The sequence below is a fragment of the Paenibacillus tyrphae genome (assembly GCF_027925525.1).
GTDB lineage: Bacteria > Bacillota > Bacilli > Paenibacillales > NBRC-103111 > Paenibacillus_G > Paenibacillus_G tyrfis_B.
The window spans coordinates 54,195-68,807 of sequence record NZ_BSDJ01000004.1 but is presented as its reverse complement, the minus strand read 5'-3'; the positions used below and the strand labels follow the sequence as shown (position 1 = coordinate 68,807).

The 14,613-nt window shown below is 57.4% G+C and carries 14 protein-coding genes; 5 read left to right on the top strand and 9 right to left on the bottom strand.

What is annotated here, in order from left to right:
- Positions 1-11 precede the first annotated feature (11 nt).
- The 3 genes from QMG93_RS05705 to QMG93_RS05695 all read right to left on the bottom strand — a co-directional run bounded on the left by QMG93_RS05705 (position 12) and on the right by QMG93_RS05695 (position 4,621).
- Entirely contained in the window at positions 12-203 is a 192-nt protein-coding gene (locus QMG93_RS05705) for a hypothetical protein (RefSeq protein WP_010496159.1), read from the bottom strand.
- A 129-nt stretch (positions 204-332) separates the two neighbouring features.
- Positions 333-827, bottom strand: coding sequence for a phosphatidylglycerophosphatase A (locus QMG93_RS05700; protein WP_281934346.1), 495 nt, complete (start codon positions 825-827; stop codon positions 333-335).
- Positions 828-934: 107 nt separating this feature from the next.
- On the bottom strand, positions 935-4,621 hold the full coding sequence (locus QMG93_RS05695) for a DNA polymerase III subunit alpha (protein WP_281934344.1): 3,687 nt from the start codon (positions 4,619-4,621) through the stop codon (positions 935-937).
- 142 nt (positions 4,622-4,763) lie between these two features.
- Here QMG93_RS05695 and QMG93_RS05690 point away from each other — a divergent pair, with 142 nt between their 5' ends.
- Genes QMG93_RS05690 through QMG93_RS05680 form a run of 3 tightly spaced genes read left to right on the top strand, consistent with a single transcriptional unit; the run spans position 4,764 to position 5,970 of the window.
- Complete coding sequence (locus QMG93_RS05690; protein ID WP_054975786.1) at positions 4,764-5,096, top strand: YtrH family sporulation protein; 333 nt, start codon at positions 4,764-4,766, stop codon at positions 5,094-5,096.
- Positions 5,093-5,620, top strand: a complete 528-nt coding sequence (locus QMG93_RS05685; protein WP_281934340.1) for a hypothetical protein — start codon at positions 5,093-5,095, stop codon at positions 5,618-5,620. Before QMG93_RS05690 ends, QMG93_RS05685 begins: the two co-directional genes overlap by 4 nt.
- On the top strand, positions 5,560-5,970 hold the full coding sequence (locus tag QMG93_RS05680) for a YtpI family protein (protein WP_309299653.1): 411 nt from the start codon (positions 5,560-5,562) through the stop codon (positions 5,968-5,970). The genes QMG93_RS05685 and QMG93_RS05680 overlap by 61 nt, the downstream gene beginning before the upstream one ends.
- A gap of 97 nt (positions 5,971-6,067) precedes the next feature.
- Here QMG93_RS05680 and QMG93_RS05675 read toward each other — a convergent pair whose 3' ends face one another.
- The 3 genes from QMG93_RS05675 to QMG93_RS05665 all read right to left on the bottom strand — a co-directional run bounded on the left by QMG93_RS05675 (position 6,068) and on the right by QMG93_RS05665 (position 9,068).
- Complete coding sequence (locus QMG93_RS05675; RefSeq protein ID WP_281934336.1) at positions 6,068-7,414, bottom strand: DRTGG domain-containing protein; 1,347 nt, start codon at positions 7,412-7,414, stop codon at positions 6,068-6,070.
- Between the two features lie 153 nt (positions 7,415-7,567).
- Positions 7,568-7,849, bottom strand: coding sequence for a hypothetical protein (locus tag QMG93_RS05670; protein WP_281934334.1), 282 nt, complete (start codon positions 7,847-7,849; stop codon positions 7,568-7,570).
- Positions 7,850-7,925: 76 nt separating this feature from the next.
- A complete protein-coding gene (locus QMG93_RS05665; RefSeq protein WP_281934332.1) occupies positions 7,926-9,068 on the bottom strand; it encodes an acyltransferase in 1,143 nt (380 codons plus the stop codon).
- 178 nt (positions 9,069-9,246) lie between these two features.
- Between QMG93_RS05665 and QMG93_RS05660 the strand changes: the two genes are divergently transcribed.
- Both QMG93_RS05660 and QMG93_RS05655 read left to right on the top strand, forming a co-directional pair.
- Positions 9,247-10,020, top strand: a complete 774-nt coding sequence (locus QMG93_RS05660; protein ID WP_108534658.1) for a DeoR/GlpR family DNA-binding transcription regulator — start codon at positions 9,247-9,249, stop codon at positions 10,018-10,020.
- Positions 10,017-10,832 carry an HAD family hydrolase gene (locus QMG93_RS05655; protein ID WP_281934330.1) on the top strand — a complete coding sequence of 272 codons (816 nt, stop codon included), beginning with the start codon at positions 10,017-10,019 and terminating at the stop codon, positions 10,830-10,832. Before QMG93_RS05660 ends, QMG93_RS05655 begins: the two co-directional genes overlap by 4 nt.
- Here QMG93_RS05655 and QMG93_RS05650 read toward each other — a convergent pair.
- The 3 genes from QMG93_RS05650 to QMG93_RS05640 are packed head-to-tail and all read right to left on the bottom strand — an operon-like array spanning position 10,829 to position 14,477.
- On the bottom strand, positions 10,829-11,965 hold the full coding sequence (locus tag QMG93_RS05650) for a Ger(x)C family spore germination protein (protein ID WP_281934328.1): 1,137 nt from the start codon (positions 11,963-11,965) through the stop codon (positions 10,829-10,831). The two genes, QMG93_RS05655 and QMG93_RS05650, sit on opposite strands and share 4 nt — an antisense overlap.
- Positions 11,962-13,065 carry a GerAB/ArcD/ProY family transporter gene (locus QMG93_RS05645; RefSeq protein ID WP_281934327.1) on the bottom strand — a complete coding sequence of 368 codons (1,104 nt, stop codon included), beginning with the start codon at positions 13,063-13,065 and terminating at the stop codon, positions 11,962-11,964. Before QMG93_RS05645 ends, QMG93_RS05650 begins: the two co-directional genes overlap by 4 nt.
- Entirely contained in the window at positions 13,062-14,477 is a 1,416-nt protein-coding gene (locus tag QMG93_RS05640; protein ID WP_281934325.1) for a spore germination protein, read from the bottom strand. Before QMG93_RS05640 ends, QMG93_RS05645 begins: the two co-directional genes overlap by 4 nt.
- Positions 14,478-14,613 lie beyond the last annotated feature (136 nt).

Here is a 14,613-nt window from a genome sequence, read left to right as displayed (position 1 = left end):
TTGGGACTTGTTTAGGATCTATGCAAAATGGAGTTCAGCACTTCCTGAACCTCTTCCAATTCGCCTTCGGGAACGACGATTTCAAACTGGTTTTTGGTCATGTTGATAGCGCGGACTTGAACAAGGAAGCCTTCTTCCGTAAGTCTTTGCTTGATTCTTTCAGCGATTTTAGCGGTCGGAGCGATATAGATAACCGTCCACATGAAAAAAGACCTCCCGAACATAATGCAATAATGATATCATAAGTGCACTTTTTCCCGCAACCGAAGTTCGGTATGCCGGAAGGGGAGGTCTTTATCCTAAAAGGCGCGCCGTTTCGGCAAATCTCGACGTCAGGTTTGCGGCGGGAGGCCGTCCGCCTCATCCTGATGCCTGTGCGCGATCCGGGCCGAAGCCGCAGCGGCCAGCCCTGCCACCAGGTCATCCAAAAAGACGTGAATGCGCTTCGGGTGGTCGTTCAGCTCGCGGATGATGCCCGGTTTTTTCTTGTCCAAATAACCGAAGCTGGTCAGCCCGACCATGCCATATACGTGAACGATGCCAAGCGCCAAGGTCTCGTCCACGCCGTACAAGGGCGCATCCGTCTCCATCAGTCCCTGCAACGGTTCGGGCAGCCCCTTCCGTTCGGCCAGCTCGTCCAAAGCGATACCGGTATACAGCACGTATTGGACTTCGCGCTTTTGGAGAACCGCCATCACGCTCTCGATGCACGCCTCCGCGGAAAGCGCGGGATTATAGGGAAGCTGCAGCTCGCGCACAATATCCGCTATGCGTTCGACGGTTACGCCGCGCTTCTTCAAATATTCGACAATACGTTGGCAGGACATAAAAACAACGCCTCCTCCGGTTCCATTCGTAACTCGTGCAAACCGGCGAGTCTCACGTCTCGCCGAACTGGGTGCGGGTTACTAAATGTATGCGGGGGAGGCGCGATTTATTTCACTTTTACGCTCTCTTTGCCGAGCAGCTCCTCAATGCGGGCGAACAGCTCGGGAGACGGCTTTACTTTGTACTGATCGCTTAAGCCAAGCGATTTCTGGGTCCGCTCGTAGTATAACACAACCGGCAGCGGACCGCCATGTCCGGCGATCAGCCGCTTGAGCGATTCCAGCACCGCCGGCTGCTCGCGCTGCGGCGAGATGCGCATGTAAACGCGCTGCCCCGTCGTTGCGGCGCGGGGACCGCGGGCTGCGGCCTCACCAGCCCGTACAGGCTGGTCCGCGGCCTTGCGCTCCATCCCGCCCGGCGAGGGCCTGGACGCTTGATCCGCCGCCAGGGAAGCCGCCGCCGCGTACCGGCTTCGTGATTCGCGTGCAGCCTCCGCCGAAGCTGTGCCGCGGGATGTGAAGCCGGAAGCGCGCCGCTGACCGCTTCGCGAGGAGCCTGCGGGGAGCGGGGGCGGCTTGACCGCCTTCTGCTCCAGGTGCGGATCGTCCAGCGCGATAAGCTGATCGGCCAACAGCTTGTAGTCTTCGTCCCCAAGCTGAAGCTTGGCGACGACCAGCACCGGCTTGCCCTTTTGCACCAGCGGGGCGTACTTTTTCCACGTTTCCGGGAACAGCACGACCTCCGCTTTGCCTACACGGTCCTCCAGCTCCATGAACGCCATCGGCTGGCCTTTTTTCGTGACGATCGTCTTGTTCGAGATGACCAGACCGGCAACCATGACGTCGCTGCCGTCCGGGTACTCCTGAAGCCGGGACAGCAGGTCCGTCTCCAGCTTCTGCAGCACCGCATCGAAGTCGTCGAGCGGGCTGCCGGAAATGTACAGGCCGAGCAGCTCCCGCTCCAGCTCCAGCTTTTGCGTCAGCGTGAACGGAGGGATCTCGGGGTATTCGACCTCCCAGCTGACCTCCTCCGTGAAACCGTCGAGCACAAGCTGCAGATCTTCGCGGTCCTTGCGCCACTTGACCGCCGCATCGACGGCGTCTTCCAGCATCGCGAGCTGCTGGGACCGGTGGCCCGGCAGCGAATCGAGCGCTCCGCCTTGAATCAGCGACTCCATCACGCGCTTGTTGCATACGCGCAGATCGACGCGCCGGCAAAAGTCGATCAAGCTGGCATAGGCGCCCGTACGGCGTTCCGCGATGATCGATTCGATCGCGTGCGTCCCGACGTTCTTAATCGCCGCGAGGCCGAAGCGAATCGCGCCGCCGCTCTCCGCCGCAACCGGCGTAAACAGAAAGCCGCTTTCGTTCACGTCGGGCGGGAGCACGGCGATGCCCATGCGGCGGCAATCGTCGGCATATTCCGCGATTTTATGATGGCTGCCCGTCACTGCGGTCAGCATCGACGCCATGAACGGCACGGGGTAATGCGCCTTCAAATACGCCGTCTGGAACGCGAGCACGCCGTAAGCCGTTGCATGCGCCCGCGGGTAACCGTAGTCTGCGAAGCGGACGATCATGTCGTATACCCGGTTCGCCTCGGCTTCGCTGTAGCCCTGGCTGAGGCTCCCTTTCACGAAGTGGTCGCGCTCCTTGTCCAGCACTTCCCGCTTCTTCTTGCTGACCGCCCGGCGCAGCAAGTCCGCTTCGCCGAGGCTGAATCCGGCCATCTTCGAAGCGATCTGCATGATCTGCTCCTGATAGATGATGATCCCGCACGTGTCCCGAAGAATCGGCTCCAGCGCCTCATGCGGGTATTCCACCGGCTGCTGCCCGTGCTTGCAGGCGATATATTTCGGGATGAATTCCATCGGGCCCGGCCGGTAGAGCGCGAGCACCGAAATGATGTCCTCGAAGTTCGACGGCCGCAGCTCCTTCAGCACGCGGCGCATCCCGGCCGACTCCAGCTGGAAAATGCCCGTCGTATCGCCCCGGCTGAGCAGCTCGTACGTCGCCGGATCGTCGTCCGGCACCTTCGTCCAGTCGAAGGGCGCTCCCGTCTGCTCGCAAATCCATTCCAGCGTACGCTCGATGATGGACAGCGTCCTCAGTCCGAGAAAGTCCATCTTCAGCAGGCCGATCGCTTCCAGATGCTCCATCGTATACTGCGTCAGCGCCGTCTGCTCGGTTCCTTCCTGCAGCGGCACGTACTGCGTCAGCGGCTCGCGCGAAATAACGACGCCCGCGGCGTGGGTGGAAGCGTGGCGCGGCATCCCTTCGACCTTCATCGCCAGCTCCAGCAGCTCCGCCGTCTTCGGCTGCTTGGCGGCAAGCGCCTTCAGGTCGGGACTCGTGCGCAGCGCCTCCTCCAGCGTGATGCCAAGCTGATGCGGGATCAGCTTGGCGGCGCGGTCCACCTCGCCGTAAGGCAGGTTCAGCACCCGGCCGACGTCGCGTACCGCCCCTTTGGCGGCCATCGTTCCGAAGGTGATAATCTGCGCCACCCGGTCCCGGCCGTACTTGCGCACGACATAGTCGATCACCTCGTCGCGCCGAAGGTCGCTGAAGTCGATATCGATATCGGGCATCGATACCCGCTCGGGGTTCAGGAACCTCTCGAACAGTAGATTGTAGCGGATCGGGTCCACGTCGGTGATGCGGAGCACGTAAGCGACGATGCTCCCCGCCGAGGACCCCCGTCCGGGTCCGGTCGCGATCCCCTGCTCGTGCGCGAAGCGGATGAAGTCCCATACGATCAGAAAATAATCCGAATATCCCATCCGCTCGATGACGGACAGCTCGTAATGCAGCCGTTCTTCCAACTTGTTCCGCCATTCGGCGTCGTTCCATTCCTCAGCCGCGCCGTACCGCTGATCAAGGCCCTGCCGGCAAAGCTGTGCAAGATACATCCCGGCCGTCATGCCGCCCGGAATCGGGGCGAATTCCGGCAAAATCGACTGCCCGAAGTCGAGCTCGAGGTCGCACCGCCCAGCTACCTCCAGTGTATTGGCGAGCGCCTCCGGCGCATGGGCGAACAGCCCTGCCATTTCGTCCGGGCTTTTCAAATAAAGCTGCGACGTATGAAACTTAAGCCGCCCTTCATCTTCAATCGTTTTGCCCGTACCTATGCAAATGAGGATGTCCTGCACCGCATGGTCCGGCTCACGAACGTAATGCACGTCGTTGGTCGCGATCAGCGGAATTCCGGTGTCGCGGGCAAGCCGGAGCATGTCCTGCAGCACTTTCTTTTGCTCCGTCAGGCCGTGGTCCTGCAGCTCCAGAAAGAAGTCGTCTCCGAAGATCGCGCGGTAGCGCAGCGCCGCCTCCTTCGCCTCGTCGTAACGCCCGTGCAGCAGATGCTGCGACACCTCGCTGCCAAGGCACGAGCTGGTGCAGATCAGCCCTTCCGCATAGCGCTCCAGATGCTCCGGATCGATCCGCGGCTTATAGTGATAACCTTCCAAATGTCCAATGGAGCACAGCTTCATCAGATTTTGATAGCCGGTTTTATTTTTGGCGAGCAGAATCAGGTGGTAGATCGGCTGTTCCTGACGGCTGCCTTTTTGCCGGATGGAGCCCGAAGTGAAATAAACCTCGCACCCGATAATCGGCTTGATCCCTCGCTGCTTGCATGCTTTATAAAAAGGAATGGCGCCGTACATCACCCCGTGATCCGTCAGCGCCAGCGCCTTCATGCCGAGCTCGGCCGCACGGCCGACCAAATCGTCGATGCGCGCGGCACCGTCGAGCAGACTGTATTCGCTGTGCACATGCAAATGTACGAAATCGCCCATCCGGGCCGCCTCCCCGCGTTTGAAATATTTATCCATAGTTTAGCATAATGCGAACAAGTGTGCCATATATTTAGTAAGGCGAAGTCGGCCAAGCCCCGAACGGCTGGGAACGGCTCAACAGGTCCGGAAAGGATGAGGAACGATGTCTCCATTTGTATCCAGATGCTTTCTTGATTTTTTCGTGGCGTTCGGAGTCGTGCTCGGGGGGACGATGCTGGCCGGCATCAGCGCCGTATTGACGCTTGAACCGCCGGTGTACCGGATGACGAGCGTCGCGGAGCAAATCAAAATTTGGGCGATCGTCGCCGCCATAGGCGGGACAATCGATCCGATCCGCGCGATCGAGACGCATTTTATCGAGGGACACATCTCCCCGGCGATCAAACAAATCTTGTACATCGTCTGCGCCTTCGTCGGCGCGCATATGGGCTCGACTCTGATCCAGTGGATCTGCAAAGGAGGTAGCGAAGGGTGAAGGCGCCCGCTTCCGGTTCGTCCGGCGGTTTTTTGCGTGCGGCGGGCCTTCTTATGGCCGGGATTGTCATCGGCGCTGCCCTGTTTCTGAGCGTGTACAATCAACGCTTGAATATGATGATCGAGCAGAACCGGGAGCTGCTCTCCGCCAAGGTGGATCTGGAGGTCAAAATCGCCGATTTGACCAAAACGAAAAATCAGCAGACGACGATCAATCTCCTGAACATTTATATCGAGCCCGCTGAGCACACGACGCTCGACAAGGTGACGGAAAGCGAGCTGAAGCGCCGCATTCACGGCGATTTGAAAAAAATCGTCGTCGGCCGCAAAATATCGGATTTTGCCGCCATGCCCGACGTGTACGAGCAAATTTTGACGGAGAAGCCATACGTCGGCGTGCTGGATAAGGATTATATCGTACAGGCCGTCAAATGGATCGTGCTGACGCAAACGGAGCTGAAGGTATGGGTCACGGTCAAAGAGTGGAAACGCATCCCGCTCTCGTATTCTCCCGCTGCCGGTTGATTTCCCGGGCGGAAATCGCTAAAGTGGAAGCAGAACCCGTACATAAGGATGTGCCGCTCAAGATGCAAACCATTCAATGGACGCTCAGCGTGCTGATCGTCATCTTCCTCGTATTGTCGCTCTATTTCAGCGTGCGTTACCGCCGGGAAACGGAACCGAAACAGCGCGGCCTGTACTCGGCCCGGATGAACATCTGCATGGGACTTATGCTTGTTGTCATCGCCGTATCCCAACTGTTCTTCTTCGAAGATTCCGCAACCCGCCGCATCTTCGGAACCGTCTGCCTGCTGCTCGGCTTGTTCAATCTGTTTGCGGGGATCCGCAATCACAATCTGTTCAGCCGGAAATAAACCGGCCGCCCGCAAAGCCCGTGAAACCCGTGAAGCCGTTTCGACTCAGCCGTGTTTTCGCGGGCTTAAGCGGCTTCGCAGCCGCCCCTCTCCCCCTCTAAGGCTCGAATACTTGCGCCGTCAGCATCGCCTTGGCCACCAAGACCCCGTCCAGATGCATCTCGACATCGATTTTGCCGAATTTGCGGCTCACCTCGATGATGCGGGGACGAATTTCTACCGCGCTGTCAATCTGCACCGGCTTGATAAAATACGAAGCCATGTTGTCCAGCACCAGATCGCCCTTCTTGACATCCTGCACCGCGTGATAAGCAGCCTGCGTCATCAGCACCGTCAGCACGCCTTCGGAGACGGTACCGAGCCGGTTCGTCATCTGCGGGGTAATCGTCCCGCGGAAGACGGTATGCCCGTCCCCGTCCTTCTCCTCGCAGAAGCCCGACCAGATCAAATCCTCGAACGTCTCCCCGTGCTGCGGCTGGCGCTGAATATGCTGCATCGCCTTCAGCACGTCCTTACGGCTGATGACGCCGGTCAGCTTGCGGCTCATGTCGATGATCGGCAGCAGCTCGATGCCCTCCCATACCATCAGATGGGCCGCCGCCGCCACCGACGTGTTTGCGCTTGCCGTCACCGGTCCCCGGGTCATCCGCTTGTCGATCGTCTGGTCCGGTTCGGCGCCGATCAAATCCTTCGACGTAATCATGCCGATGACGCGGTTCCACTCGTCCACCACCGGAAAACGGCTGTGCCCGGTTTCCTCGTGCAGCCGCTGCCAGTCTTTCAGCGTATGATGAGCCTTCAGCGCGTACACCTGCATCGATTGGGGGACGATGTCCTCGATCAGCAAGATTTTCTTCTTGATCAGCCGGTCGTAAATCGCCCGGTTGATCAAGGATGCGACCGTGAACGTATCGTAGCTGCTGGAAATAATGGGAAGCTCCAGCCGGTCGGCAAGCTCCTTGACCTCCTCGCTCGTCCCGAAGCCGCCCGTAATCAGCACTCCCGCCCCTTGCTCCAGCGCTCCCAGATGCGCCGTGCTCCGGTTTCCGACGATCAGCAGGCTGCCCGGATCGATATAGCGCATCATCGCATCCTGCTCCATCGCGCCGATGACGAACTTGTTCAAGGTCTTGTCCAAGCCCGCCATGCCGCCGAGTACTTCACCGTCGACCATATTCACGACTTCCGCGAACGTCAGCTTATCCATCTGGTCGCGAAGCTTTTTCTCGACGCGGACCGTGCCTACCCGCTCCTTCGTCGCCACAAGTCCGATCGCATCCGCCTCCTTGATCGCGCGGTAAGCCGTCCCTTCGCTGACCCCCAGCATCTCGGCGATTTTGCGGACGGAGATTTTGCTGCCGATTTTCAAGCTCTCGATATATTTCAAAATTTGTTCGTGCTTCGTTGCGGCTTCCTGCACGTTGGTCGATTCGGTTTCACTCATCTGTCTCACCAATCCATTCTATTTCTGTATTACTCTGTACTATATCTTATCATTTTTTTGGCACGAAAAAAACTGTGCTCGGGACTCGACGTAGCCGGGGCAGAAAAAAAAGTCCGTTTCCCACCGCGCAAGGTGTGAAAACGGACTTTTTCGCTATTTTTTGATCTGCAACAGGCTGCGCCTGCCCTGCAGCGATTGCTCCAGCCGCCATTTTTTCATTCGTTTGATCTTGAGCAGCTCCCGCTTCGTCTCCTCCTCCACGCCAAGCAGCTCGTGCAAATGTGCGGCAATGACGAGCAGCGCAAAGGCGATCCATCCTGCGCCGAACACGGAAGCCAGCGTCCAGCCCCCGCCGAAATCGAGCCTCGGTACGGCGTAAAGTATCATGCCCAGCGCCAGGGCCAACCCCACGATATTTCGGGTCCCCTTCAACATTCCAGCCTCCCCTCGTACAACTTGTACGATACATTGTATGAGAGGTCCGGCCAAAATAGCACCTTCGGTTCCTGAACTACGCTGCGCTCCCTGCGGGGCTTGGCTTCGGTTTCTTGCGCCGGAACGGCCGCATCGCTTGCCCGTACAGGAATGTAGCGATCCACGGTATCGTCAGGCTAAGCGCGAACGCCCCAAATACATAGGCATGATAAGCCCACATGGCGCCGCTCTGCGGCAGGACATGCGTTTTGTAATAGGTCAGCACCGCCGGATGCGCCAAATAAATGCCGAACGAGGCGGCTCCGAGCGCCATGAGCACGCGCGCCGCCGCTTTTGCCCGCTCCAGCAGCAGTTGGCCCAACCGGATAAAGCTCATGGCGGCAAAGGCTGCATAAGCGAAAAACAAGAACTGATACCACTGGTGGGACAGAACGATGTTAAACCGCAATTCCATTTGGAACAAGCCCATGAAGCCGAAGCCCAGCACCGCCGTCAGCGGCAGCACCCAGACGAAGTGTTTGCGAATCCAGGCCGAGAACGCTTCGTAATGGAGACCGATCCATCCGCCCAGCGTAAACATGCTGAAATAGTTGATGCAGAGCGAAGGCATGTGGCCGAACGGCTCCACCCAGTTGTGGTACGCATAAAACCCGGCCTGAATCAGCAGGCCGATCCAGATCAAGCCGCTGCGAAACCAGTGAAATGCCCGGCACAGCCACATCAGCAGCGGGAACAGCAAATAAAACTGGACGATGATGACCATAAAGTACAAGTGATACGAAGCATCCGCCCACGGCAGCAAATCCAAAAATTCGCCCGTGTTCCAATGCAGGTTCGCCCGGTAAAAAATCCACTGGTTGTACAAGTAATAAAAGAGAGACCAGACCAGATACGGGTACAGCACCTGCTTGACCCGCCTCAAATAAAATTGCAGCGCCTGCTTGCCGCCGAAGTCGTCCTGGTAGCGGTAAAACAACACCAGACCGCTGAGCAGAATAAACACCGGCACGGCAAAATTGGCAAGCTTGTTGAGCGCCAGATACACCGCTTGGGAGCCGCTGCCCGGCGGCAGCTCGACCGTAGCGTCGGACGTCGAGTGAATGAGCACGACCGCGAGAATGGCGATGGCCCGGACGATGTCCAGCTCCAACAGCTTCGGTTTCGATTTTCTTTTCGTTTCCGTCACGTGCGTTTCTTTTCCCTTCTTGCTAAAGTTCATAGGCGTATGTACGCTTCAGCCATTGTAACATAACGCCCTTGCGGAATGCATCCGTTCGTTCAAAAAATTACCAGTAAGCGTTTTGCTTACATTTACTTATAAATGCTTGATATACTTAAGCATTTTCACTTATAATTCGATTAAAGCCATTATCATCCTGCATCGGAAGGAGCCTGTCATGTATCAGGAGGAACGATTATTCGCCATTTTACAGCACATGCAAGCGCATCAGCGCATTTCCGTGGAGGAAATCTGCGAGCTGTTCCAGGTTTCCCGGGATACGGCCCGCCGGGATATCGTCAAGCTGGAGGAGCAGGGAAAAATATTGCGCACGCGCGGGGGAGCGATCTGGCCTTCGCTGAATAAAGACATCTCGGGCTACCGCGACCGGCTGCAAGCGGAATCTGACGTGAAACGGAGCATCGGCCGGCTCGCCGCTTCGCTGATCCACAGCGGCGACTATTTGTTCATGGACGCTTCCACGACGGTGCTTCATGCGGCGGAGCAGCTGCGAACCGACGGCCACGTCATCGTGACCAACTCGATCGACATAGCCGGTCTCCTGTCCCCCAAGCAAGGCAGCACCGTGCACCTGCTTGGCGGGGTTGTCCACCCGCACCACCGTTTCATCTCCGGCGCGAGAACGCTTGAAATGCTTCGCGACTATCAGGCCGACAAGCTGATCCTTGGCACCAGCGGGCTGACACCGGACGGGTTGACCAACCCCTTCGAAGAGGAAGGCTATGTCATGAAGGAGATGATTCGCCGCGCCGATCAGGTGATTGTGCTGGCGGATCATACGAAGTTCGGTCTGCGCCAGTTTTACCGGGTAGCGGGATTGGACTGCATCGACATGGTCATTACGGACCGGCCGCCTGCGGAGCCGATGAGCGAAGCACTGCGCCGGCATAATATCGAAATTCTCATCGCCGAGGGGGAGAACGAACGATGATTAAACTGATCGTCAGCGATTTGGACGGCACGCTGCTGCTCGGGCACAAGACGATCCGTTCCGAGGATCGGCAAGCTCTGCACGACGCGATCGGACGCGGGACTGCGGTCGCTTTCGCCTCCGGACGCATGCGCCCGGAAATTGTGAAGGTGATGGAAACGGTCGGAATCACCGCCCACTGCATCTCGCAAAATGGCGCATACGTGCACGCAGCCGGCGGAGAGCTGATCCGCCACCACGCGTTCGAGCGCGAATTGATCGTCGAGCTCTCGCAAGCGGCGACAGGCCTGCCGTTTCTCACGCTGCTCGCCGGACCCGACCGCTATATGACGGAACGGTGGAGCGAGCATGCGCAGCGGCTCGCCCCGCGGCTGATGGCTCCTTTCGAGGCGGTGGAGGGCCTCCGGGAGCGGCTCGGACGTGACCTCGTCTGCGGCAAAATTTCGTTCATGGGCGATGTCGGCCGGCTCCGCGAATTTCAGCAAACGCTGCTGGCGCAATACGGGGAAGCGGTCGACGCGTATATTTCGGATATCGATTGTTTGGATGTCATGCCCAAGGGAAGCTCCAAAGGGAGCGGCCTGCTTGCCCTCCTGGAAAAGCTAAATATCCGCCCGGAAGAAACAGCCTGCTTCGGCGACGCCTTCAACGATTTGTCCATGTTTGCGGTAACGCCACACAGCTTCGCCATGGCTTCAAGCCACCCGGATGTGCAAGCCCGCGCTTTTCGCACCGTGCCGTATATTTCCGAAGCGGTGCGGTGGATCGACGGGTACAACGCCGGGACGGTTGCCGCCGCCGGCAACCGCTAATCCGTCTGGCCGGTCCGTAAAATTTTCGTGCTCACCTCGACGCGCACCTTAGCTTTCGGATACAGCTGCTTCCATTTGTCCACGGTCAGGCCGCTGCCCCTGTGCTGCGCCCGGTACTTCTCTCCGAAGCCGATGGGATCGACGTTCAGCTTCTGCGTTTTTTCGATAAATGCCATCGCATTTGCTTCAACCGCCTTGCTCGTTTCGCGCTCCAATAGTTCGATCATCTGCCGGTTCCGCAGATTGACCGGTGACGAGATCTCCTGCAGCCTCCCGCTCATGCGAACTTGCACCGTGAATGCCAGCTGCTTCGCATTGGTCAACCGGATCCGGCTTTCGCTTTTCACCGAGTCGAGCACAAGATAAATCTGCTTCTGCCCTTTGGACGGGGAGGCGATCGAGCCGAGCGCTTCCGGCGATAGGCCAATCTCCGTCATCCCGGAGTGGAATCGGTCCCGCAACAGCCGGAGATAAAAAATTTTGCGCAGCGGCATCGTCGCGACCATCCGGTCCGCCCGGAACAGTGCAGCTCCGTATAAAATAATCTCGTTATTCCGCTGCACGATGTACGGGAGCACCGGGTCTCTCCCCGGTGAGTACAGATCGCGGATGTATTCATGCAGAATCGGAGAGACCATTTCCTCGCTTTCTACGTTTTGCCGGATCGACTGAAACAAATATTCGCCGACATTGCTGATCTCGGGATACCGTCTCGTCATGAGATCGTAAGCCCGGCCTTTGGAAACGGCCAAATAGACGGCCGAGCCGACCTCCGGATCGCGCAGCATCGTATCGACGAGCTCGGTTAAGCCTTTGCGCGCCAAGTCCTCATGGTACACGACGACCCGGAGCTGGCCCGAGGTCAGTTTTTTACGCGATTCGGCGTTGTTGTTGTACCGGAGCCCCTTGCTCGTATACGCAGTCGACGTAATCACATTGGAGCGCTCCTTCGCTCCCGGATCGATCTCGTAGAGCACCGATGTACCAAGAATTTTGTCTCCCGGAGCTTCGTCGTATCCGGCGGCAATGACCAGCCCAAGCCTTTCCAGCACCCGGGTCTGCACGCAGCCCGCCGCGACGGAAGCCGCCAGCAGAAGCATGGACGCCGTCATGGCTGTTCGTTTCAGCTTCATACCTCCGCTCCTTTCTTCTTCCTGCGGCCGTGTTTCCAACGGACAAGCGCAAACAGCGCGATGGGATAGAGCCAGACGAGATAAATCCCGACTTCTCCAAGCAGATTGGATATCCATTCCACTTGCTCATGCGTAAAAAACAGCTCCGATGACAGCATAAAAATCAAGCAGCAGACATAGAGGGCATACTTTTGCTTCACCTTGAAGACGGAGCGCATGCCGCGCGTCGATGCCCACAGCAGCACCAGATTGTTCGGCAGCACCAGAATCATCCAATAGGCGGCCCCGACGATCTCAAACCGTTCAACGAACGGTATTTGCGCGATTTTGTACCAGGAGTAAGTTGCCCATACCGTATGCTTCAGCTGCTCACCCGCATAAAACACAATGGCATTGATCAACAGCGTGCAGTAAGTGAATATCGTAAAACCGATGGCAAGCTGGGAATACTTCTGCACGTTCTGCTTATCCCGGATGAACGGGTACAAGAAGTACACCAGCTCATAACCAAGCATCGGATAAGTGGCTGACCGCATGCCGTTTATAATTTGCCCGGGCCCCGCCTCGAACAGCGGCAGCAATTGATCGACCTGCGCATATTTCCACGGAAAATAGTACAGCAGGAATACCCAGAGCCACAAAATAAACGACACGACCGCAAACCCTGCGACAACCTGTATTCCCCCAGTCACGCCGTACAGAAACAGCAGGCTCATCAGCGTATTGAACAGCCAGCTGTTCATGTCCGGAAAAAGCCAGGTATGGACGACTTCGGCATACGAATGGAGCACGGTAAAACAAAGCACAAAAAAATACAGCACGAACGCGAAATTGAACAGTTTGCCCAACCAGCGGCCGAACAGCTCCTGATGGATCTGATACAAATCGTTGTCCGGATAACATTCCATCGTCTTGATCATCGCATACAAGGCCGCGCTAACCAGCAACCCGTTTAAAATCATGCACACCCAGGCGTCGTGGCCGGCCGCGATGAAAACGTTTCGTTGAAAGTTTTGCGCAGGATCGCCAAGCTGCGTCCCCGAAATGATGAAGAATAGGACGTAAGCGTTGAGCGGCTTCGTCCGTTTGCTGGTCTTCACCGGGAATCACCTGCCGGTTCTTCGTAAATGTCCTGACTCAGGCTCCGGAAGCTGATTGGCAGCTTGGCCCGCATTTTGCCGATATGAAACGGATAGAGCGGGTACAAGTAGGATTGGCCGATGGTCTTGACACGCAGCAGATGAATCAGAAGGAAGCTGACCCCCGTCATGATCCCGACCGCCCCCCACGCCCCGGCCAGCAGCAGCATCGGAAAGCGCAAGATGCGGATCGCCGCACCCATAATATAGACCGGTGTTATAAAAGACGAAAGCGCAGCCAACGCGACGATGATGATCAGAATATTGCTGGTAAATCCGGCTTGAACCGCCGCCTGTCCGATCACGATACCTCCCACGATACCCATTGTCTGACCGACCTTGGTCGGAAGCCGCGCCCCCGCCTCCCGCAGCAGTTCGATGATGAACTCCAGCAGCAGCGCCTCCATCAGCGGAGGAAACGGCACCTTGGACCGCGATTGCGCCAGCGGTACCAGCATATTGGATGGAATCAGCTGGTAATGGTACGTCAAGGCGGCCACATACAGCGGCGTGAAAAAAACCGAGATGAAAATAGCAGCCAAGCGGAGCAGCCGCAAAAACAACGCCATATTTGTGCGTAAATACCGGTCTTCGGCCGATTTGAAAAAGTCGAAAAAGCGCGACGGTCCTAACAGCGCGAACGGACTGCCATCGACGAGGATGACCAGACGACCTTCGATCAAGTTCAATACGATCCGGTCGGGCCGCTCGCTGGAAATCATTTGCGGAAACAGCGACTCGGGATTGTCGTCGATTTTTTGCAAAAGCATCGAGCTGTCGGTAACGCCTTTGAATTTCACGTTCGCCAGCTTATCTTTCATTAAGGAAATTTCGTCGGCCGGAGCAACGCCTTCCATGTAAAGCAGCATCACTTCGGTATGCGTGCTCTCGCCGATCTGATACGACGCATAGCGAAGCCGCGTGTCGGGCAAATATTGTCGGATCAAAGAGATGTTCGTTTGCAGCGACTCGGTCAGCGCCACCTGCGGGCCCATGATCTGCGATTCGACTTCGGGGCTCGTAGCGCTGCGGTCGATCTTCAGCGCCGTGTTGAGCAAATAGCCTCCGCGTTCCGCGTTGGAGAGGAGCAATGTCCAGCCCGAGATCAGCCGTTTTACCACCCGGTCGATATCTTCTGCTTTCTCCTGCTGGTCCACCGGCAAATGGCGAATGAGCGTTTCCAAGGAGACTCCACCAGGCGCTTTTTCCTGCATGGGAGGAATCACTTGCGTCTGCAAAATTTTGGCGTCGGCCAAGTCTCCGTAATACAGCAGCATCCATGTCCCTTGCGCATTCGGGATGCTCCGCGTCTGCAGTTGACCATGCCGCTCCAGAACGGAACGCAAAGACTCAAAAGGATCTTGCTGCGACATAAGTTTCCTCCTCCCGGCGGTACATATCGCTTGTTAGGTTTTCCCTCCTCCGGTAATTTTATTCCAGTTCTGGCGGGAGTCTCGGGGCCTGCGGGCACTGGCCCGATATAGGTGGTTTCTTTCACCAAGGGTTAGA

Coding starts and splice junctions, on each gene's coding strand:
- QMG93_RS05705 (WP_010496159.1), bottom strand. CDS start 203: ATGTGGACGGTTATCTATATCGCTCCGACCGCTAAAATCGCTGAAAGA.
- QMG93_RS05700 (WP_281934346.1), bottom strand. CDS start 827: ATGTCCTGCCAACGTATTGTCGAATATTTGAAGAAGCGCGGCGTAACC.
- QMG93_RS05695 (WP_281934344.1), bottom strand. CDS start 4,621: ATGGGCGATTTCGTACATTTGCATGTGCACAGCGAATACAGTCTGCTC.
- QMG93_RS05690 (WP_054975786.1), top strand. CDS start 4,764: ATGTCTCCATTTGTATCCAGATGCTTTCTTGATTTTTTCGTGGCGTTC.
- QMG93_RS05680 (WP_309299653.1), top strand. CDS start 5,560: ATGGGTCACGGTCAAAGAGTGGAAACGCATCCCGCTCTCGTATTCTCC.
- QMG93_RS05675 (WP_281934336.1), bottom strand. CDS start 7,414: ATGAGTGAAACCGAATCGACCAACGTGCAGGAAGCCGCAACGAAGCAC.
- QMG93_RS05670 (WP_281934334.1), bottom strand. CDS start 7,849: ATGTTGAAGGGGACCCGAAATATCGTGGGGTTGGCCCTGGCGCTGGGC.
- QMG93_RS05665 (WP_281934332.1), bottom strand. CDS start 9,068: ATGAACTTTAGCAAGAAGGGAAAAGAAACGCACGTGACGGAAACGAAA.
- QMG93_RS05660 (WP_108534658.1), top strand. CDS start 9,247: ATGTATCAGGAGGAACGATTATTCGCCATTTTACAGCACATGCAAGCG.
- QMG93_RS05655 (WP_281934330.1), top strand. CDS start 10,017: ATGATTAAACTGATCGTCAGCGATTTGGACGGCACGCTGCTGCTCGGG.
- QMG93_RS05650 (WP_281934328.1), bottom strand. CDS start 11,965: ATGAAGCTGAAACGAACAGCCATGACGGCGTCCATGCTTCTGCTGGCG.
- QMG93_RS05640 (WP_281934325.1), bottom strand. CDS start 14,477: ATGTCGCAGCAAGATCCTTTTGAGTCTTTGCGTTCCGTTCTGGAGCGG.